Raw genomic sequence first — 20756 nt, forward strand, 5'->3', positions numbered from 1 at the left:
CACCTGACAGCGTACAGGTCCTCGAGTCGCTACTGTACGCCTATGGCCTGAACACGGAGTATATCCGTAGATCACCGGCCACGAGACGCGACCGAGCGGATGTCCGCTGCCTGCAGACTGTCCGCCCCCGTCGCTCAGCGCAGTCGATTTGAGCTACCATTACCGGCTTTTTCGCACGGGGGAGAATCCAGGCATGGCGCAACAGTATCAACCGGGGCAGCGCTGGATCAGCGACAGCGAAGCGGAGCTCGGCATCGGCACTATTCTCGCCCAGGATGGCCGGCTGCTGACAGTGCTCTACCCCGCCACGGGGGATACACGCCAGTACGCGCTACGCAACGCGCCGCTGACCCGCGTTCGCTTCGTGCCGGGTGATGAAGTCACGCACTTCGAAGGCTGGAAGCTCACGGTCCGCGAAGTCGAAGACAGTGACGGGCTGCTGACCTACCACGGCCTGGACGAGCAGCATCAACCGCGCACGCTGCCGGAAACCGAGCTGTCGAACTTCATCCAGTTCCGCCTGGCAAGCGATCGACTCTTTGCTGGCCAGATCGACCCGCTCAATTGGTTCTCGCTTCGTTATCACACACTGGAGCACCGCAGCCGCCTATTGCAGTCCTCGCTTTGGGGCCTTGGTGGCGTACGCGCCCAACCCATTCCCCACCAGCTTCATATCGCGCGGGAAGTCGCAGACCGGGTCGCACCGCGGGTGCTCCTGGCGGATGAGGTGGGCCTCGGCAAAACCATTGAAGCCGGCCTCGTCATCCACCGCCAGCTACTGTCCGGCCGCGCGAACCGCGTGCTGATCCTGGTGCCCGAGAACCTGCAGCACCAGTGGCTCGTCGAGATGCGTCGTCGCTTCAATCTCCAGGTGTCCTTGTTCGACGGCGAGCGGTTCCGTGAAAGTGACGCCAGCAACCCGTTCGAGGATGCCCAGCTCGCCTTGGTCGCCCTGGAATGGTTGAAGGAAGACGATCGTGCACAGGATGCGCTGTTCGCTGCCGGATGGGATTTGATGGTCGTCGACGAGGCGCACCACCTCGTATGGCATCCGGAAAAGAGCAGCGCTGAGTACTCCCTGGTCGAGCAGCTCGCCGAAGTCATTCCCGGTGTGCTTCTCCTGACCGCAACGCCGGAACAGCTCGGCCAGGACAGCCACTTCGCTCGTCTGCGCCTGCTTGACCCAAGCCGCTTCCATGATCTGGAAGCCTTCCGTGCCGAAAGCGCCAACTACCGCCCTGTTGCCGAAGCCGTTCGCGAGTTGCTGGACAAGGGTCGACTGAGCGAAGAGGCGACAGCGACCATTGCGCGTTTCCTGGGCCGCGAAGGTGAAACCCTGGTCGAGGCCGTCAACGCCGGGGACGAAGAGGCCAATGCCCGCCTGGTTCGTGAACTGCTGGATCGCCACGGCACAGGCCGCGTGCTGTTCCGTAATACCCGCCAGGCCGTTCAGGGCTTCCCGGAGCGTCAGTTGCACGCTTACCCCTTGCCGAGCCCAGACGAATACCTTGAGCTGCCAATTGGCGAACACGCCGACCTCTATCCCGAGCTGAGTTATCAGACGCAACAGGATGACCCAGAGGAAGAGCGCTGGTGGCGCCTCGACCCCCGGGTCGAGTGGCTCGTTGACCAGCTCAAGCTCCTAAAGAAATTCAAAGTGCTGGTGATCTGTGCGCATGCCGAAACCGCGCTGGATCTCGGCGACGCGTTGCGCGTTCGCTCCGGCATTCCAGCGACGGTCTTCCATGAGGGCATGTCGATTCTTGAGCGTGATCGTGCCGCTGCGTACTTCGCAGACGAGGAATATGGCGCACAGGTGCTCATTTGTTCTGAGATCGGAAGCGAGGGCCGTAATTTCCAGTTCGCGCACCACCTCGTACTCTTTGATCTGCCTGCCCATCCGGACCTGCTCGAGCAACGTATTGGCCGCCTGGATCGTATCGGCCAGAAGCACATCATCCAGCTGCACGTACCCTACCTCGAGAACACGGCGCAGGCGCGCCTGTTCGACTGGTACAACCGTGGCCTCAATGCGTTTCTGGCCACCTGCCCCACCGGCAACGCGCTCCAGCATACGTTCGGTAGCCGACTGCTGCCGCTTCTCGAAGGCGGCGACGATGATGCCTGGGATGCGCTGGTCACCGAAGCACGCGCGGAGCGTGAGCGCCTCGAGAGCGAGCTGCAAACCGGACGCGACCGCTTGCTCGAATTGAACTCAAGTGGTGAAGGCGAAGGCCAGCGCCTGGTCGAACAGATCCTGGAGCTCGACGACGAATATGCCCTGCCCATCTATATGGAACGCCTCTTCGACGCGTTCGGTATCGACAGCGAGGACCACTCCGACAACGCGCTGATTCTCCGCCCTAGCGAGAAAATGCTCGATGCTAGCTTCCCGCTTGGCGATGACGAGGCCGTCACCATCACTTACGACCGCGCACAGGCGCTCGCCCGTGAGGACATGCAGTTCCTTACATGGGAACACCCGATGGCCCAAGGTGGCATGGACCTTGTGCTCTCCGGCTCAATGGGCAACACCGCAGTTGCGCTTATCAAGAACAAGGCTCTCAAGCCTGGCACTGTCCTGCTCGAGCTGCTCTATGTCAGTGATGTCGTCGCGCCGCGCGCCCTGCAACTCGGACGGTACCTGCCGCCTGCAGCCTTGCGCTGTCTGCTGGATCAGAATGGGAACGACCTGGCGTCCAAGGTTGCCTTCGAAACACTGAATGATCAGCTGGAAAGTGTTCCAAGGGCCAGCGCTAACAAATTCATCCAGGCCCAGCGCGATAGCCTTGCCGCTCAAATCAACGCAGCGGAAAGCAAGGTCCTGCCGCGTCACAAAGCGCGGGTGGACGAGGCGCGTCAACAACTCGCCGCCGAACTCGACGAGGAATTGTCGCGCCTGACAGCGCTGAAGGCGGTCAATCCCACAGTGCGGGACAGCGAAATCGAGACGCTTCGCAATAACCGCGAAATGGGCCTTGCCCTGCTGGATAAAGCGTCGCTCCGCTTGGAGGCGATTCGCGTTCTAGTAGCCGGCTAGATCCAACCCACTGATCAAATGCTGAACAAATGGCCTGATTTAGACGCTCAAACGTAGAAATCGGGCTATTTTTTTGCCTTCAAAACGATAATCCATTTGGTGCTCCGTAAATGCCGATGAACGGCGTTTATTGACGTCAAATAGTTGAAACAAATCACAGGAAGCCCGGTCGAAGCCAGGTCATCGTCGTCTGGTGTTACCAATGGAATGGCTCGGAATAGGTGCGCTGCTGGCACCGCCCATGGATGGCCACGTACTGTACGGGTTCCGTCATACACCTGCGCTTCCCGTCCTGGCATTTATCGTTACTGCCGCTGCTACGTATAGTGTCTTCGGAGTGCTCGACCGAGCGCGGCATGCGGGGAGCACCCGCGCGAGCTGGGTGTGGAATACGCTCGGCCTTTTGGGCCTTGCAAGCAGCGTATGGGCAATGCACTTCATCGTGTTGTTCACCCTGCATACACCCTTCCCTGTCAGCTACGACCTCGTCGCAACCAATCTGTCGGCCTTGCCCGCCCTCGTTTCCGCGGGCCTGGTGATCTGGCTTCTCAACGACCAAAGACACCTGAAGCGCGGGCGACATCTGCCTGCGGCACTGCTTTTCGCTATTGGTGCGCTGGCAACCATGCTCGGCGGGGTTACAGCGATCCGATCCACGGAACGAGTGCTGCTGGATGCCGCCTGGATGACAATTGGCCTGCCAGTAGCCGCTGCGGCAGCCTATGCAGCTTTCCTGCTAGCGGTTCCGGCCAAGCGTGGCCAGGCTCTCAGCCCTTATAAAAGAACGGCGGGCGCCGTACTACTGGGCGTCGCCATAATGGCCGTGCACTATTGTACGACCCTGGGTCTGGCGGTAAGCCTACCCAACGGCGCGGAGATTATTTGGGACCAGCCCAGCAACCGTATCCAGTTTTGTCTCGCTGTGAGCATGGTTTGCATGCTGCTTACCGCCACCATGATCCTCGCCGAGCGCGTCGACAGAACCTTGCAGCAGCGTGAATCGGACCTTCGCCGTATTCGCCGCCAGCTGGCGCGCATGGACGATACCGACGACACCCTGCGTCAGGCTGCTCATCAGGACCCCCTGACAGGGCTACTCAACCGGCGCGGCTTCGAGGACGCATTCAGCGAACGACTGGCGGAACATCAGCTTACCCGACGCTCGTTCGCGGTGATGTTCCTGGACATCGACCACTTCAAACGCATCAACGACAGCATGGGCCATGACGCCGGCGACGAATTGCTCAAGGTCATATCGCAACGCATCCGAGGCGAGCTGCGTGACGGCGACATTGTCGCTCGCTTCGGTGGCGACGAGTTTTGCGTTCTGGTGCCGGTCGATCATACCGATGAGGCGAACGCGCTGGCTCAGCGGGTCATGGAAAAGATGAAGGCGCCGATCTCACTGTCGGGCCGCAACCTGGTCATGACGACAAGTATCGGGATCAGCCTGTTTCCCGAGCATGGCGACAGCCTATCGGCGCTTCTCAAGCATGCCGATATGGCTCTTTACCATTCGAAGGGTATTGGGCGGGACAATATCCACCTTTTCGACGATGCCTTGCGATTGCGAGCCCAGCATGAGACGCGGCTGGACGCCGAGCTACGCCGTGCTTTGGAAACAGGTGTAGGCCTGGATCTACATTACATGCCCGTGCTACCCCTCGACGGCGGAGCGCCAGTCCAACTGGAAGCGTTGCTTCGTTGGCGCCACCCGCGCTACGGCCTCATTCCCGCCGATAGATTCATCGGTATCGCAGAAGCCAATGGCTTCATTGGCGACCTTGACCGCTGGGCCATGAACCGAGCATGCCAAGACATTGCCGAGCTGACCGCAAACGGCCATAACCGTATCCCTGTTGCCATCAATTGCTCGGCCCACAACTTTGCCGATGAGGAAATGCCGCGCACGCTTGAAGTTGCCCTGCGCCGCTCCGGTATCAACCCGTTCCGCCTCAACGTGGAAATCACCGAAGATGCGCTGGCGGCCAATATTCAACGTGCCGTTCGCCTGCTCAGGAAGATCTACCGTCTGGGCGTCTCGATCTCCATCGACAATTTCGGAACCGGATATTCCTCGCTGCCTTATCTGAAACGTTTGCCGTTGGATATGGTGAAGATCGATAGAGCTTTCACCCAGGAGCTGACGATTGCGAACGAGAGCCGCGAGATCGTCCATGCGATCATTGCCATGGCGCACGCGATGCAGTTGCGCGTAGTTGCTGAAGGTGTCGAGCAGGAGGATCAGTTAGAGCTTCTGGGTGAGCTGGGCTGCGATCTCGTTCAAGGCCACCTCTTCGCGGCTCCGATGGCCATGCCTGCCCTGCTCGAGTATCTGGCTCAATGGCAACCAGCCTGCATGATCGAGGCAAAGCGATCCTGCGTATAATTGGGTCGGCAAGCCACTTGTCCAGTGGCAGGCAATAGAAGCGGAAGAAGGCCGCCAATTCATGTAGAATTTGGCGTTTTTCCCCGCCAGGAGTCCGACATGCGCACACGCAAACCTTCCACAGCCGCTGCTGCAAAGCCCGCGCCCGCCGTCGAGACCAGTGAATCGATCGAAGCTCAGGTAGCCGCTTTCCTCAACTCCGGCGGCAAGATTCAGCAGATCGCCAAGGGTGTGAGTGGACAGACTCAGCCATCCCGCCACATCACGATCGGCAAGCGTTAAGCCTTCCGTTCGCAGCCGCTGCCCACTGCTATGGTGGGCACAGCTTCATCCCGCCCGACCTGCCTATCTCCGCCCCGTTGCGCGGCGCCATTCTGCGATCAACGCATCCGGCACCTGCTGCTCGGGTACCTTGAAACGCATCTCACCCGCTTGTGTCTCTTGCCGAAAAGAGACCAGAACCACGAAATACCGCTGATCTCCCCGCCCGGCGTCCTCTTCGGCTTGCTGCCTTTGAAGCGCGGTTTGCAGCGCATGCTGCAAACGCTCACGTTCCGTTGGGGGACATTGATCCAGTTCGATCGCGCAACTGTTACGCCGCCCCGGCAGGAAAGCGACTCCGCCTTCCAGCGACAGCTGGATGCAGGAGACGCCTTCCAGCGGCAGCGACGCTGTCATTGAAGCACTCCTACCTCGATCCAGGCATCCCTTACCGCTTGCTGTTCGCGGCCTGGACCATACAGCCTGCCCGCCACTTCCACGCAAAGCCGGGCGAATTGCTCAAAGTCGGCTTGGTCCCAAACCTGCTCGTCACACATCGCCTCGTACCAGATACGCCCACTGTTTTCCCAGGCATAGCCGCCAATCGTTGTCGCTGCCAAGTAGAACGCTCGGTTGGGTATGCCCGAATTGATATGGACGCCGCCATTGTCCTCCTGCGTCTTGACAAAGTCCCGCATGTGAGCGGGCTGCGGATCCTTGCCAAGTGCAGGGTCGTCATAGGCCGAACCCGGCGCCCTCATGGAACGTAAAGCGGTTGCATTGACCGCATCGGTGAACAATTCGGAGCCAATCAACCAGTCAGCCTGGTCGACGGATTGACGTGCGTAGTACTGCTTGACCAGCGTACCGAACACGTCGGCCAGTGATTCGTTCAGTGCGCCGGACTGCCCGTGATAAGGCAGGCTCGTCTCGTGTTCGATCACCCCATGCGCCAGCTCATGGCCGACAATATCAATCGACGAGGTGAAGCGATTGAATATCTCGCCATCTCCATCGCCGAACACCATTTGTTCGCCGTTCCAGAAGGCATTCTCGTAGTTTTGACCGTAGTGAACGGTCCCAACGAGGGGAAGCCCCGCGCCATCGATGGAGTGTCGTTTGAATACCTCCCAGAACAGCGCGTAGGTCGCACCCAGATAGTCATACGCTTCGTCCGCGGCTGCATCGCCGCTGGACGGCTGCCCCTCGCTCCGCACCAGGCGACCGGGAAGCTGGGAGCTGTTATCAGCGCTGTGGACGTGCCGGCGAAGTTGGCCCGGTGGCACGTTTATCGCGGTCGCCAGCGTCGTCGAAGCACGCCCGATGGCAGCCCGACGAACACGCAACTGATGGTCGAGCGTGAGCGAATCCTGGGCAGCGGAGCGCAGGCGCGCATGGCCGTGCTTTGCAAGATGGTCGAGCAGGTAAGGCGGCAGAACACAAGCCAGGCAGGAACGAGCGTGCATAATCAAGACACCTATTCTTCGCAGTGGAGCAAGGCGTCAGACCTACGCGACGCCAATAGATTCGCAGTGGCGACAAGCGGGGCTGAATTCTCTCGCCTTCTGGTAACCGCTGCCGGAGGCATAACGCTGAAAATCGACGGGAACGCCTCCTGAAACGTGCCTGGCGTACACTTCATCATGAACCGCATCACGAAAATCGCTATAGTCGACCGACCGTGCGATGAGCGCGCTCGTACCAAGATGAGGGAACACAGATGATGCGTTGTTTTCTGGGGCTCGGCCTCGCCGTCACCCTGGCCGGCTGTGCGACCGGGCCCCATGGCACTCCATGGTCCGAAGACGGCCGCCGAGAGGCTCGCCTGCTGCAGGAAAACGACCTGATCCAGGCCAAGATGCTCGTGGCAGCTGCGGATCCCGATGGATACGAACTGGCGGACGCCCTGCTCACGCGTGCGGGCCCCAGGGACAAGACAGGCGAAACCGAATTCTATCGAGCGGTGCTGATGATCCGTCAGGACGCGCAGCCCAATGACATCGTTCGTCACCTCGAGCGCGCCGCAAAAAGGGAGCATCCCCATGCCATCGCGCTGCTCTTCAAGGTCTATAACGATCCATACCTTGTCGACAACGCCGATCCAGAGAAAGCCGCCCAATACCGCACGGCCTACGGCGGATTGAATGTCGCGAAGAGTGGCTACCCCTCTTTCCAGAAAGCTCTGGACTTGGTATCGGCCCTCGTTGCAACCCCGCCTACTATGGCTGGGGCACCAGCAGGCACACCCGACGAAGCCGCGCCCACGGTCCAATAAGGATCGCAAGGCCGATGTCATGCGTTCGTTTCGCAGGATCTGTCAAGCAACCCATCACTGAGGCGAAATAGGGTCGTCCGTTTCGCCTGCGCCGATGGCGACAATGACCGTCAGCAGCCTCGCCGCGGCCTGGCCGGAACACCGCAACGTGCCGGAGCGAACCCCGGCACACGGTTGGGGCTCCAATCCGATGTTGCCACGCGGTTCGGAGCCCACCATGCCAAGCCACGCTCGTCGAGCAGGTGTCGCCCTGCTGCTCGCCGCATGCCTGTTCAGTTCCGCATGCTCACGATTCGATCTTGCATATCGCCATCTCGACACCCTGATCCCATGGCAAGTGGGGCGCTATGTCGACCTCGACAAAACGCAACGCGCCGCACTGGACGGGGATGTTGATCGGCTGCTCGGGTGGCACTGCAGCACGCAGATGCCCATGTATGTGGATTGGCTGGGCGAACTGGAACAGCAGGTCAGAAGCGACGCTTTCGATGCTGCCAGCGTTGACCGCGTGCTTTCGCGGCTCGACCAAGCCGTTGACGCCATCGCGGTCGAGGCGACACTGCCGTCAGCCGGCCTACTGGCGAGCCTCACCGACAAGCAGATAGCGCAGATCGAAAAGCGCTTTGCCGACCAGCGCAAGGAAGACCGTAAGACGTATCTCGACCCTTCCCTGGATACACAGATCGAGGAGCGTGCCGAGCGCGCGGCGGAGCGGGCTGAGGGCTGGTTCGGTCGGTTGAACATGGAGCAACGCACGCGCATTCAGTCGTGGTCAGCAAGCCTGGGGGAACAGAACGCACACTGGCTCGATAGCCGAGAGCGGTGGCAGGCTGCGTTCATCGATGCGCTGCAGCAACGTGCCGAAGCGGGTTTCACCAATCGCATCGGGCATCTTTTTCAAGAGCGCGAGCACTATTGGTCATCCACCTACCAGGATCGCTACCCGACGGCGCGCTCGGACTTGGCATCCATGATCGCGGACCTCTACGCGCTGGCAACACCGGCACAGCGCGAACGACTGACCAAACGCATCGTACAAACCCGGCAGCAGGTGAAATCGGTAGTCTGTTCCGCCTGAACCTACCCTTGCAGCCCGTTTCCGAATGTGCTCACGGCATCCACGACGTGCCGTGAATGCTCACTGATCCGCTCCATGACCTGGCCCGCATGATGGGTATGTTCAACGCCGGCCTCTGTTTCCTTGCGACTGCTGCCCATGGCCACCACCGCGCGATCTGTACTTTCCTGCACAGAATGAATCATGTCGCCAATCTCCGAGGTCGAGCGCGCCGTGCGCTCGGCCAGTTGGCGTACTTCGTCGGCAACAACCGCAAAACCTCTACCCTGCTCCCCGGCACGCGCTGCTTCGATAGCGGCATTTAACGCTAGCAGGTTCGTCTGATCCGCGATTTCACGGATGGTCTTCACGATCGAGGAGATACGCTGTGATTGTGCCCCAAGCGCCTCTATGGACTCGGCGCTGGATTGGATCGTATTGGCGATACGCTGCATGGCGCCGGTGGCCTGACGGATCACGCTGCTGCCTTCGTCCGCCGCATTGAGCGTTTTCTGCGATAGCTCGAAGGCGCGCCGTGCGTTTTCGGTTTCCGCTTCGTACCGACGCTGACGCTCGGTGATGTCGGCCGCGTATTTCACGACCTTGTAGACCCGGCCGGCCTCATCGAAGACGGGGTTATAGCTGGCCTCAAGCCAAACCGCGGCACCGCGGCTATCAATTCGCTTGAACCGCCCACTGATGAACTCGCCCCGGTTCAGGCGCTCCCAGAACGTACGGTACTCCTCGCCGTTGGACGCGTCCGCTTCGCAGAAGGCAGCATGATGCTTTCCCACTACCTGCTCCAACCGGTAACCCATCACACGAAGGAAATTGGCGTTGGCTGTCAGTACAATGCCCTGGGGCGTGAATTCGATCTGTGCCATGGAGCGATCAATCGCATCGAGCCTGCTTGCTGCTTCGTTCTCGGCTTGAACAGCCGAGGTTACATCAGAAGCCAGCTTGATCACCTTGACCAGAACGCCTTCATCAAACACCGGCGTGTAGCTAGCCTCAAGCCACACACGGCGTCCGTCGCGCGTTAGCCGAGGAAAGCGACCCGTTACAGGCTCGCCACGCGCCAACTTTTGCCATAACGTCACGTAATCCGCGCTGCGGGCATACGCAGGCTCGCAAAATTGCCGATGATGGCGCCCCACGATGTCGTCGAGCCGATACCCCATCAAGCCGACAAAATTGTCGTTTGCAGCCACCACCGTGCCATCGAGCCTAAACTCGATCACCGCCATTGAACGGTGAATGGCGGCGAGGATGCCGGTCAACTGGCCGAGCTCGTTCGCTTGCGCGGCGATGGTTTGTTTCAGCGCACGTGTAAAGATCATATGTCCACCTGACAGGAGGCCGATGCGTGATTGTGAGTATGCATGGGCGATTTGGTGGCGTTATGACACTACGCGTAGAGAGTTTGATCCCTGGCGTCAAAAAAAAGATGGCACCTATACCAGCGTCATGCACGCAGCCCGAAGGGACTGGGATTGGCGCCGCTGAGAACGACCCTCCACGTTGACATGTCATCGGCAGCGCCGGCCTGCAGATAGCGCAACTCGCCAGACTGAAGCAACGCAACCGGCACACCGTCTCGATAGAGGATTCGGTTGCCCATCACCGAGGGCACACGCTCGGAACTGAGAAATTCGCCGGTAAGATTTGCCGGGTCCAATGCCGATACCCGCACCAGCGCCCCGTCACGCGGCTGCCGCCTTTTCGCACGCAAAGGACCTATCGCCTCGGGCAGGGCGAACTGTTCACCTGAGGCACCCGCTATGAATCGCCCCCCACGGATTTCGCCACGCGCCTCGAGACGGTGGTAGACACGTAACAGATCGCGCCAGGGTGGCATCCAGTCGGCCTCGCGATCCAGCAAACGCCAAGACACGACGCCATACCGCTCCAACAGAACCCATGCAATGTGCTCCAGTGCCGCCGAGCGATCCGTCGGCGGCATCTCGCCATGCCGCAACAAGGCCCAACGGCCTGCATCCGCCATACCAAGCGGGCGACCTCGGCTTCGGCGCGTCATGCGCGTGGGCCGGCGCGCCGCAGGCGCCAAAAGGGCGCGCATACCGGCAAAGCTGTCCGCGTTCACCAATCCGAGGTTCACAAGTTCGCCCAGCGCGTTTTCCAACTCGGTTGGCAACAACCGCAGGCTGTTCTGCAGCTCGTCAAAGAAAGACGCGCCCCGTTCGGCCAATGCTGCGCGGACGCGTTCGGCGCGTGGCGAAACTTCAGGCGCTGGGGACTCTTCGGTTAGCCCGAACCAATCCGAAAGATGGCGCCTGGGCAGAAGGACGATCGGTGTGCCGCGCACCGGACCACCCTTGGCGCGAAGCCGACCGGCCAGGCGCAACCAGACAGTACGCCCGGATCGACATTGGCCGTCGAGCCAATTGCTCCCATAGTCCCGGATACGAGCAGGAAGGATGTCCTCTTCCCACGCGGTGGCTGGCGCCTGGAAGCCCTCGAGCTGTTCCAGGATTTCATCGAGAGCCGCCGGCCCGCGCATTCCTGTATCGGGAGACAGGTGCTGCCAGTCAAACAAAAAGCGCATGTAGTCGGCCGGCTCGACGGGCTCTATCTCCCGACGCAAACGTCGGACGGTCTGGCGGTGGATTCGAGCGAGCAACCCGCGCTCACACCACTGAAGCGTCTCCATACCCGGGATGAACAGACCCTGCAGTACATAACCCTCCGCCTCGAGGCGGGCAAGCGCGGTGGCAACCGCATCGGGGGATAACCCCAACGGGTGCGAAATGGCTGCCAGCGTCTGCGGACCGATTCCGGCGAGGCGTGCCCGAACGATTTCGACGAGGCCCTCATCTGGATCGACTTCGCGGTGGAAGCGACCAGGAACCGCCAACGGCGGCTCGACGCGCGCCTGCGGGAAGACGGCTCGAAAGACGGGTAACCGTTCCAGCGGTACCCACAGATGGGTATCTGCGGCGACCGACAGGCAGGTCGCCCGCCCTTGCCGTGCAAGCTCGGCAAGATGGAGAGGCCATTCGGGTAACGCCGCCGCTTCGTCCCTACCGACGCACGATAGCGTCATCAGTGCATCATGCATTTCGTCCACTGAACGGACGCTCGGCCAGGCCTGCTCTCGAACGGCTTCGATGGCCGCCGTATCGAGCGCACCCAGATCATCCGCCGACGCAGGGTCCGTCCAGCGCCGCGTCATTACGGCCTGGGTACGGCGCTCCTCGAGTGGTGCATCGTCGAGAAAGGCATAGGGCCTGGCAGCCAGCGTTTCCATCGCAAGGGGAGAAGGTGACGGCAGATCACGGGCCAGCAGCCGGATGTTTCCCGATTCGATACGGCGCAGCACGTCGATCCACAAGTCGGCGTCCATGGCCTCGTGCAGGCAGTCATCCAGCGTTTGCTCAACCAGCGGATGATCAGGCAGCTCGCGCTCCCCGACAATGTTCTCAAGGCACGCCACCTGGTCGGGAAATACGGTCGCGAGGAGGTCCTCACTGCGCATACGCTGCAACTGAGGCGCGACCTTGCGGCCGCCGGTCATGCGCGGCAGCGCCAACGCCGTAGTGGCGTTCCAGCGCCATCGGACACCGAAAAGCGGCGCATCGAGCAATGCCTGGATCAGCACCGCCTGGGCCGTGTCCGCTCGCAAGTACCGCCAGACTTCCTCGAGCGGAAAACTATGGCTGGTCGACAGCGAAAGCACGATGGCGTCCTCTGTCGCCGCGGCCTGCAGTTCGAAGTTGAACGTCCGACAGAACCGCTTGCGCAGTGCCAGTCCCCACGCCCGATTCACACGGCTCCCGTAAGGGGAATGGATGACCAGCTGCATGCCCCCTGAGGCGTCAAAAAAACGCTCCATCACCAACTGTTCCAGCGTTGGCAAGCCACCGAGCGCCGCCGCCGCACGGGCCAGATATTCAACGATCTGGACGGCGGCCCCCTCGGGTATGCCGACCTCCGTGACCAACCAATGCGTGGCAGCCTCAAGGCGACCCGGCCCCGACGCGCCAAGCCGCTGTTCTATTTCGCCACGTAGCCGCGCGACGCCGAGCGACAGCGCATCGCTGCGACCCGGGGCTTCACCGTGCCAGAACGGAATGTTGGGCGGTTGCCCCTTGGCATCCTCTACACGGACACGTCCCGGCTCGATCTTCTGAATGCGATAGGACGTGTTGCCGAGCTGGAAGATGTCGCCGACCAGACTTTCCACGGCGAAGTCTTCGTTCACCGTCCCGACGCCGTGGCCCTGCGGTTCGAGGATGACACTGTAGTCGGCGTTATCTGGAATCGTCCCGCCTGAGCTGACCGCCGTCATCTTGCCGCCTCGCCGGCCACGCAAAGTACCCGTCGCAGCGTCGCGGTGTAGGTAGGCCGCACGTGGACCCTGGCGGCCGGTATACCCCTCGGCCAGCATGGCGAGCACGGACTGGTAGCGCGCTTCGGACAGCTCCGCGAAGGGTTCGGCCTGGCGGAAACACGCAAGCAGCGCATCCTCGTGCCATTCCCGGCAGGACACCTCCGCAATTATCTGCTGGGCCAGCACGTCGAGCGGTGCGACGGGCATGACCAACGTATCCAGTTCATTCCGCCGTACACAGTCCAGCAACGCCACACACTCAATCAGATCGTCACGCGACGTAGGAAACAGGCGCCCTTTTGGTGTACCGATGACCTGATGACCAGACCGGCCAACACGCTGCAGAAACGCGGAGATAGACCCGGGCGAACCTACCTGACACACCAGCTCGACATCGCCGATATCGATACCCAGCTCCAGCGATGCCGTTGCGACAAGCAACTTCAGGTCGCCCCGCTTGAGCCGCTGCTCGGCGTCCAGTCGCTGTTCGCGTGCGAGACTGCCATGGTGTGCGGCCACCGCTCCTGCTCCGAGGCGATCCGACAGATGCCTTGCGGCCCGCTCAGCCATTCGACGCGTGTTGACGAACACAAGTGTGGTGCGATGCGCCTCTGCAAGTTCAGCCAGGCGATCGTAGACCTTGTCCCAGACGTCGTTGGCCATCACCGACTCCAATGGGAGAGGCGGAATCTCAAGGTTCAGATCGCGAGCCCGCGTATGGCCAACGTCCACGATCTCGCATGCGCGGCCATTCCGCCCGGCGAGTAGCCGAGCGACGGACTCGATGGGCTTTTGGGTAGCCGACAGCCCGATTCGCACAAGGGGACGCCCGCACAAGGCCTCGAGCCGTTCAAGCGACAGCGCGAGATGGCTCCCACGCTTACTACCCGCAACGGCATGGATCTCATCAACGATAACGGTCCGGACCGTCGCCAATTGACGCCGCCCTGAGTCGGAGCCCAGCAGCACATAGAACGACTCAGGCGTCGTGACCAGTACATGGGGCGGACGCTTGCGCATTGCGGTCCGCTCCGCTTGGGGCGTATCGCCCGTACGCACCGCCGTGCGGATGTGCGGCGCTGCGTGTCCATCCCTTTCAAGCACACTCGCTATGCCGGCCAAGGGGATATCAAGATTCAAACGAACGTCGTTGGAGAGCGCTTTCAGCGGTGAGACGTACAGCACGCGCGTTTCATCCGGCAGCGTACCGCCCTGCTCCACGCCTTCGCGAATCAGATCGTCCAACGCCGCAAGGAAGGCGGTCAGCGTCTTGCCTGATCCGGTCGGCGCCGCCACCAGCGTGGACCGCCCCGACTTGATTCGTGGCCACGCCGCTAGTTGAGCCGCCGTCGGCGATGGGAATGCGGCGTTGAACCACTCCACCACCGAGCGGTGAAAGCCGTCGAAGCACGGATCGGACATAGTGCGAGCGCGAACCTCCAGGAGCGTTTTGGATCACTACCGATATGGGGCCTGTCGACCGCACCGGCAACGCAGCGGCGACGGTCGGTCATCTCCATGGGAACCCGAACGTGCGGCCGCCGTTCTACCAGTAACCCGTAGAGATCATCGAAACAGGAGCCGTCATGACCACGCCCACCGACATCGACCATGCCATGAACGTAACGTCGCAAGCGTTCCAGCCATACGGCTGCGTCACCAGCGCGAACGCGGAAGAAGACAGCTTCGGCTTCAGCGTACTCGACACCCAAGGCGAGCCTATCCTGGACATCGCTCGGGTCACGCGAACCCAGTACGAGGATCCGACACGCCTGGCCGATGTCATTCAGCAGGCCAGACAGGACCTGGAAAAGAAAGGGTGCGAACTCCAGGAATGGTCGATGCCCTTCATCATCGACCCTCAAGGCATCCCGGAGACGACGCCCAACTACTGATGCCGGCGGCTAGCCGGCCCGGAAGATCAGATGGTCTTCCCAGTCGTCTTCTGCAACGCTGTCCTCCTTCAGCATCCGGCCGGATTGGGAAATACGGGCTTCGTGGACAGCATCTACGTCACCGCTGACAAGGTGATGCCATAACGGCAGGTCCTTGCCCTCGGCAACCAGCCGATAGCCACAGGTGGGCGGCAACCATTTGAAGCTGTCAGCCTGATCCGGCGTCAATTGTATGCAATCCGGGACCTGCGCACGTCGGTGCTCATAGTCACTGCAGCGGCAGCTCTTGAGATCCAATAGACGGCAGGCAATACGCGTGTAATAGACGCTGCCATCGTCCTCGTCTTCGAGCTTCTGCAGGCAGCAGAGGCCGCAGCCATCGCACAGGGACTCCCACTCTTCGCGATCGAGCTGGGCGAGGGTCTTGCGTTTCCAGAAGGGTTCGACTTTTGCGGCCATGGAAGGACAGGCTTGAAAAAAGGTCGGGCAGTGTAGTTGCGCGGCCACCGCCCGCCAAGCATCAGTGGTCGGATCAATACCCGCGTTCGAAATCCACCTGCCCGCGTAGTGGGGCACCGGCTTGCCAGCGCTGGAGGTTGTCCCTGAAGAGTGAGGCCATCGGGGGCGCCAGGGTCGGTCCAGCCATGTGGCCGGTGATCGTGAGATTCGGGGTATCCCAGAACGGATGCGCCGGTGGCAGCGGCTCCTGCCGGAACACATCCAGCACCGCACCGGCGATGTCGCCCTGATTCAGGGCCGCGATGAGATCATCGTCCACCACCGCTGTGCCGCGTCCAACATTGATGAACAACGCTTTACGCTTCATCCGCTCGAAGAACTGAGCATCGTAGACGTCCCGCGTATGAGGCGTATCCGGAAGCAGGTTGATAACGTAATCGGCACGTTCGGCGAAATCGAGCAGGCGGTCCATGCCCCCTACCTGATCCAATGTGGAAGTGAGCCGAGCCTGGCGAGAAATGCCGAGCAACTCGCACCCAAAGCTATTGAGCAGACGGGCAATGGTAGAACCAATATCACCTGTCCCCACGATCAGCACGCAACGCCCGGCCAAGGTACCCGGAATAGTTGTATCCCAGCGCCGCTCGGCCTGACTCTGCAGGCGAGACAGCAGTCCCCTTTCGTGCGCCAGCATGTAGGTCAGCGCGTACTCACCAATCACCTGCCCAAATACACCGACCGCCCGCGTCAACGTGTAATCGCGGGGCAGCGACTCGTTCATCAGCGGCATGATGCCGGCCCAGGTCGACTGCAGCCATTGTGGACGCATGCCCTTTTTCAGCAGGTTGACCAACAGGCTGGGTGCCCCGAGCCAGACAGGACACTCCTCGGCCAGCGGGAAGAGATCTTCCAGCCGGTCGCCGCCAACAATCTCGACATCGTGCAAATCCTGCAGAAGCGCTGCATAGCCGGAGAAATCCGGCTCGCCAATCAGTAAACGCATTCGATCCTCGTTAGCGCCGCCCGTTACACCGGGTCGTTCATGCGCAGCAATTCGTCAGGTAGATGCTCGATGTACTCTTCTTCGGGCGGTGGCATCTGCAAGTGATAGCCCTGCTTTTGCAGATTCTCCAGCACCTTGGTGATGTCCTCACGCGCCAGCTGCCGCTCAGGCGACAACACGAGGTCGAACGCGTGGATCGGCGGACCGAACGCTGCAAGCAGCGGCTCGGGAACGCGTGCCAGCGCGTCGCGCTTTTCGACATAAAGGTACATCTCCCGCTTGCGCGGGCTCTTGTAAATCGAGCAGATACGTTTCATGTGCATTACTCCAGCGCCGCAAGCAGGGCTTCGCCCATGCGCGCGCGACGCCAACCTTTCAGTGAATCCGGCAGTTGATAGGGTCCGTTTGGAAATCCACTTCTAAGCAAGGCCTCCAAGACCTTCTTGCGCAGCATCAGCTCTGGCGCCATACCCAGTCGCAGAGCCTCGGTTTGGCCGACGGCCCTCAACTTCTTCAATAATGCCGAGGCCTCGGATGGCAGCGGGGGCGGCAGGCTTTCGGGCCATTTCTCCGGCGGAAGAGAACCGGCCTCTTCAATGATTCGGATGAGCGTATCGCCGTCCTGACGCAGGGTTTTCGGATGCATGTCTTCGATACGCGAAAGCGCCGCGCGATCGGTAGGCTGGAAACGCGCCAAAGGCCATAGGCAATGCTCACGGACGACGCGGTTACGTGGTTGATCGCGCCGACGTGCCTCGATCTCGCGCCAGGCGTAAAGCGCTTGCAGAACGGCAAGTTGTTGCCGGCTGAGCTTCCAGCCGAGCTTGGCGTCCCGGTACAGCTCGTGCGGGTCGATTTCGCGGCAAAGGTGGCTGACAAGCTCAGCGCCATCCTCCAGCAGCCAGGCCCGCTTCTCGTCGCTGAGCTGCGGCAGCAGCTCTGTATACAGCTCTGCCAGGTGTTGGGCATCGGCCGCGGCATATTCTTCCTGTAGCGGTGTGAGCGGCCGCTGCAGCCAGTCCGAGCGTGTCTCGTCCTTGGGCAGTTCAATGCCCAGTACCGCCTGAACCAGGCGCGAATAACCCATCGAATGGCCAAGGCCAAGGTAACCTGCTGCCAGCTGGGTATCGAACAGCGGTTGCGGTAACGCATCGGTCAGGCGAAGAAAGACTTCGAGGTCCTCGCTGCAGGCATGAAGCACTTTGACAACGCGCGTATCCCGAAGCAGTTCGGCAAAGGGAGTCCAGTCCTTTATCTCGAGCGGGTCGATGAGAAAGGCCTGCTTCCCGTCGCCCACCTGAAGCAGTCCGGCCTGCGGGTAGAAAGTATCGACACGAACGAATTCCGTATCGAGTGCGACGAAGGAAAGCTCACGCCATGCCTGGCAGCGGGACGCCAAATCAGCGTCTGTGCGGATCCATTGAATATCGGTAGGCACGGTGACTCCTTCGTCAAAATCGGCAATGCGTTGCGGAGTATATCGGCGGACCTGTGCGCTGTCCCCGAAAGCCGCCGTCACCCTTTGCAGGCCACTCTATACTCGGTAGACAAATCCTCACCGGAGCTGTCATGTCCCACGCCCATCTCATCACCTGCGAGCAACTGGCGATACGCCTCTCACAACCGGATCTGCTCGTGCTTGATTGCCGCTTCTCCCTGGACGATCCGGATTACGGGCGCCGTGCCTACAGCGCCGGCCATGTGCCAGGCGCACAATTCCTGGATCTCAACCGGGACCTGTCTGCTGCAGTCATTCCGGGCCAGACCGGCCGGCACCCCCTACCCGACCCACGCCGCCTGGCACGGCACCTCGCGAGTATCGGCCTGAGTGCTGACACGCAGATCGTGGTGTATGACGATGGACCCGGCGCCTACGCAGCACGCGCGTGGTGGCTTCTGGCATGGCTTGGTAAACGCGAAGGCGTGTCGCTGCTGGATGGCGGCCTGAAAGCATGGACCGAATGGGGCGGTTTATTGACCTCAGATGTACCGCTGATGTCGCCTGGCGATTTCGAGATGGACCTGGACGATTCGCTGGTCGTGGAAGCAAGCGAACTGCACCGGCGACTGAACGATCCGCATCAACGCCTCCTGGACGCCCGCTCACTACCTCGCTACCTGGGACACGAAGAGCCTATAGACCCCATCGCCGGGCACATTCCGGGGGCGGTATGTGCGCCATTCACGGACAACCTGCAACCCGATGGCCGCTTCAAATCACCGGAGGCCCTCAGCGACCAATTTGCGGGCCTTACGGGTGAATGCTCGGATGTCGTCGCGTATTGCGGATCAGGCGTCACCGCCTGCCATAACGTGTTCGCAATGAGCCTGGCAGGGCTACCGATGCCGCGGTTGTACGCTGGCTCCTGGAGCGAGTGGATTACCGATTCGACGCGGCCTGTCGCGACAGCGACATCACATGATGGCCAGCCGTGACCGAACAGTCATGAAAAGTCGCTACGGTTTTCATACACGCTGGGCTAACGTACCGAACTAGAGAGGCTGGTGAAGGATGCATCCATTCATTACAAGCCGCTCTACGAGGCTAGCGCGCGCGATTCTTTGCTGATAGCGTGCGCTCCGTTGGCCCCGCTTACACCCCTGAGGAAAACAAGATGAAAAAACTAGGGATCAGCTCCGGCGTCTTCCTGATGCTCGGCGCACTCGCCAGTCAAGCACACGCATCGGGCTTCGCGCTCAACGAACAAAGCATCAGCTCCATGGGGATGGCCTTTGCCGGCCGCGCCTCTTCGGCCAGCGACGCGTCCGTTGTCTATGGCAACCCGGCCGGTATGTCGCTGCTCAATCGTGAACAGGTCACGCTTGGCGCTGCTGGCATTTTCGCCCGTAGCGATATCAAGGACGGCAACGCTTCCCTGAACACGCCATTTGGCGCGCAGACTATTCCGGGTAGCAACGACGGCGACATGGTGCCCACGGTCGCGGTGCCCCTGGGCTATTACGTAAAACCTATCGACGATCGCTGGGCATTCGGCCTGGGCGTATACGTGCCCTTCGGTCTGCTGACTGACTATGAAAGCAGCTTCCAGGGCCGCTACTTCGGCGACTACAGCGAAGTCGAAGTCATTACCTTCCAGCCCACCGTCAGCTTCCGTATCAATGATCAGTTGTCCGTAGGCTTCGGTCCGACGATCAACCGCATCGAGGGCAAACTGGAATCGGCGATCTTCACCGGCACGGCCAACGACGGACGCGCCAAGATCGAGGGTGACGACACGGCCTATGGCTTTAATGCCGGTATCCTCTACGAGGTGACGCCGCAGACGAAGCTTGGCCTGACCTACCACTCCAAAGTGGACTACAAGCTCGAAGGGCATACCCGCTATTCCGGCGTTCCCGGCGCTGGAAAATATGACGCGTCGCTCGACCTGAAGACGCCTGAAACGGTCGACTTCGGTATCAGCCATGCGTTGAACGACCAGTGGACGCTCCACGCTAGCGCTACCTGGACGCGCTGGAGCCGCCTGGAGTCCTTGCGGGTAGAGAACAGCGGCACGCCGTCGCCCCAACTTGCAACGATCGAAGAAGTACAGGATTGGAAAGATACCTGGACCTATTCCGTCGGTGCCGAATACCAGCTCAACCCGCAGTGGGTCCTTCGAGCCGGCGTCGGGTATGACGAGTCGCCCGCTAACAACGAGCATCGCTCACCTCGTGTGCCGATCAATGACCGGACCAACTTCAGCGTTGGCTTCGGCTGGAGCCCGACGCAGGATCTGACCGTTGACTTCGCCTACCTGTACCTGCGCGAAAAGGATGCGGACGTGAGTCAAACCCGCCAGGTGAATGCGGTAGCCTCGCAAAGCTACAGCGCCAAATACGAAAACAGTGCACACACCGTGGGTGCGCAGTTGACGTACCGCTTCTAAGCGCCCCCGTCGTCCCGGGTGCAATGCCCGGGACGATCTGATTCAACGGCTAACACGTCAGCACACGCTCATCACCAGTCCCGCCAACGCAAGACCGCCTTCCTGCCATCCCCACCAGCACAGCAGTAACGCTACG

Annotated in this window: 16 protein-coding genes; 8 read left to right on the top strand and 8 right to left on the bottom strand. The window is 61.0% G+C overall.

What is annotated here, in order from left to right:
- Positions 1–193: 193 nt before the first annotated feature.
- From rapA to ACY8D3_RS11635, 3 genes are all read left to right on the top strand, one after another.
- Entirely contained in the window at positions 194–3040 is a 2847-nt protein-coding gene (rapA, locus tag ACY8D3_RS11625) for an RNA polymerase-associated protein RapA (RefSeq protein WP_462378937.1), read from the top strand.
- A gap of 202 nt (positions 3041–3242) precedes the next feature.
- Positions 3243–5429 carry a putative bifunctional diguanylate cyclase/phosphodiesterase gene (locus tag ACY8D3_RS11630; RefSeq protein ID WP_462378938.1) on the top strand — a complete coding sequence of 729 codons (2187 nt, stop codon included), beginning with the start codon at positions 3243–3245 and terminating at the stop codon, positions 5427–5429.
- Positions 5430–5528: 99 nt separating this feature from the next.
- Positions 5529–5711 carry a hypothetical protein gene (locus ACY8D3_RS11635; RefSeq protein WP_462378939.1) on the top strand — a complete coding sequence of 61 codons (183 nt, stop codon included), beginning with the start codon at positions 5529–5531 and terminating at the stop codon, positions 5709–5711.
- 63 nt (positions 5712–5774) lie between these two features.
- On the opposite strand, the gene ACY8D3_RS11640 is transcribed toward ACY8D3_RS11635, so the two are convergent.
- Both ACY8D3_RS11640 and ACY8D3_RS11645 read right to left on the bottom strand, forming a co-directional pair.
- On the bottom strand, positions 5775–6107 hold the full coding sequence (locus ACY8D3_RS11640) for a protealysin inhibitor emfourin (protein WP_462378940.1): 333 nt from the start codon (positions 6105–6107) through the stop codon (positions 5775–5777).
- Positions 6104–7156: a M4 family metallopeptidase gene (locus tag ACY8D3_RS11645; RefSeq protein ID WP_462378941.1), complete on the bottom strand. Its 1053-nt coding sequence runs from the start codon at positions 7154–7156 to the stop codon at positions 6104–6106. The genes ACY8D3_RS11640 and ACY8D3_RS11645 overlap by 4 nt, the downstream gene beginning before the upstream one ends.
- Positions 7157–7410: 254 nt before the next feature.
- Here ACY8D3_RS11645 and ACY8D3_RS11650 point away from each other — a divergent pair, with 254 nt between their 5' ends.
- Positions 7411–7965 carry a hypothetical protein gene (locus ACY8D3_RS11650; protein ID WP_462378942.1) on the top strand — a complete coding sequence of 185 codons (555 nt, stop codon included), beginning with the start codon at positions 7411–7413 and terminating at the stop codon, positions 7963–7965.
- 103 nt (positions 7966–8068) lie between these two features.
- The gene (locus ACY8D3_RS11655; protein WP_462378943.1) at positions 8069–9043 is read left to right on the top strand and encodes a DUF6279 family lipoprotein; all 975 of its coding nucleotides are present in this window, start codon (positions 8069–8071) and stop codon (positions 9041–9043) included.
- Between the two features lie 2 nt (positions 9044–9045).
- Here ACY8D3_RS11655 and ACY8D3_RS11660 read toward each other — a convergent pair whose 3' ends face one another.
- Positions 9046–10362, bottom strand: coding sequence for a methyl-accepting chemotaxis protein (locus ACY8D3_RS11660; RefSeq protein WP_462378944.1), 1317 nt, complete (start codon positions 10360–10362; stop codon positions 9046–9048).
- 125 nt (positions 10363–10487) lie between these two features.
- Positions 10488–14795, bottom strand: coding sequence for a DEAD/DEAH box helicase (locus ACY8D3_RS11665; protein ID WP_462378945.1), 4308 nt, complete (start codon positions 14793–14795; stop codon positions 10488–10490).
- A 164-nt stretch (positions 14796–14959) separates the two neighbouring features.
- Here ACY8D3_RS11665 and ACY8D3_RS11670 point away from each other — a divergent pair, with 164 nt between their 5' ends.
- The gene (locus tag ACY8D3_RS11670) at positions 14960–15268 is read left to right on the top strand and encodes a hypothetical protein (protein WP_462378946.1); all 309 of its coding nucleotides are present in this window, start codon (positions 14960–14962) and stop codon (positions 15266–15268) included.
- Positions 15269–15277: 9 nt separating this feature from the next.
- Here ACY8D3_RS11670 and ACY8D3_RS11675 read toward each other — a convergent pair whose 3' ends face one another.
- From ACY8D3_RS11675 to rnd, 4 genes are all read right to left on the bottom strand, one after another.
- The gene (locus ACY8D3_RS11675; RefSeq protein ID WP_462378947.1) at positions 15278–15727 is read right to left on the bottom strand and encodes a YcgN family cysteine cluster protein; all 450 of its coding nucleotides are present in this window, start codon (positions 15725–15727) and stop codon (positions 15278–15280) included.
- A 73-nt stretch (positions 15728–15800) separates the two neighbouring features.
- A complete protein-coding gene (locus tag ACY8D3_RS11680; protein ID WP_462378948.1) occupies positions 15801–16730 on the bottom strand; it encodes a D-2-hydroxyacid dehydrogenase in 930 nt (309 codons plus the stop codon).
- A gap of 23 nt (positions 16731–16753) precedes the next feature.
- Positions 16754–17047 (bottom strand): YcgL domain-containing protein, encoded by a 294-nt coding sequence (locus tag ACY8D3_RS11685; protein WP_462378949.1) that lies wholly within the window; start codon positions 17045–17047, stop codon positions 16754–16756.
- 5 nt (positions 17048–17052) lie between these two features.
- Complete coding sequence (gene rnd / locus ACY8D3_RS11690; RefSeq protein WP_462378950.1) at positions 17053–18168, bottom strand: ribonuclease D; 1116 nt, start codon at positions 18166–18168, stop codon at positions 17053–17055.
- 131 nt (positions 18169–18299) lie between these two features.
- Here rnd and ACY8D3_RS11695 point away from each other — a divergent pair, with 131 nt between their 5' ends.
- Positions 18300–19166: a sulfurtransferase gene (locus ACY8D3_RS11695; protein WP_462378951.1), complete on the top strand. Its 867-nt coding sequence runs from the start codon at positions 18300–18302 to the stop codon at positions 19164–19166.
- 179 nt (positions 19167–19345) lie between these two features.
- Complete coding sequence (locus tag ACY8D3_RS11700) at positions 19346–20620, top strand: OmpP1/FadL family transporter (RefSeq protein WP_462378952.1); 1275 nt, start codon at positions 19346–19348, stop codon at positions 20618–20620.
- Positions 20621–20756 lie beyond the last annotated feature (136 nt).

The organism is Pseudomonas sp. Marseille-QA0892, assembly GCF_054950135.1.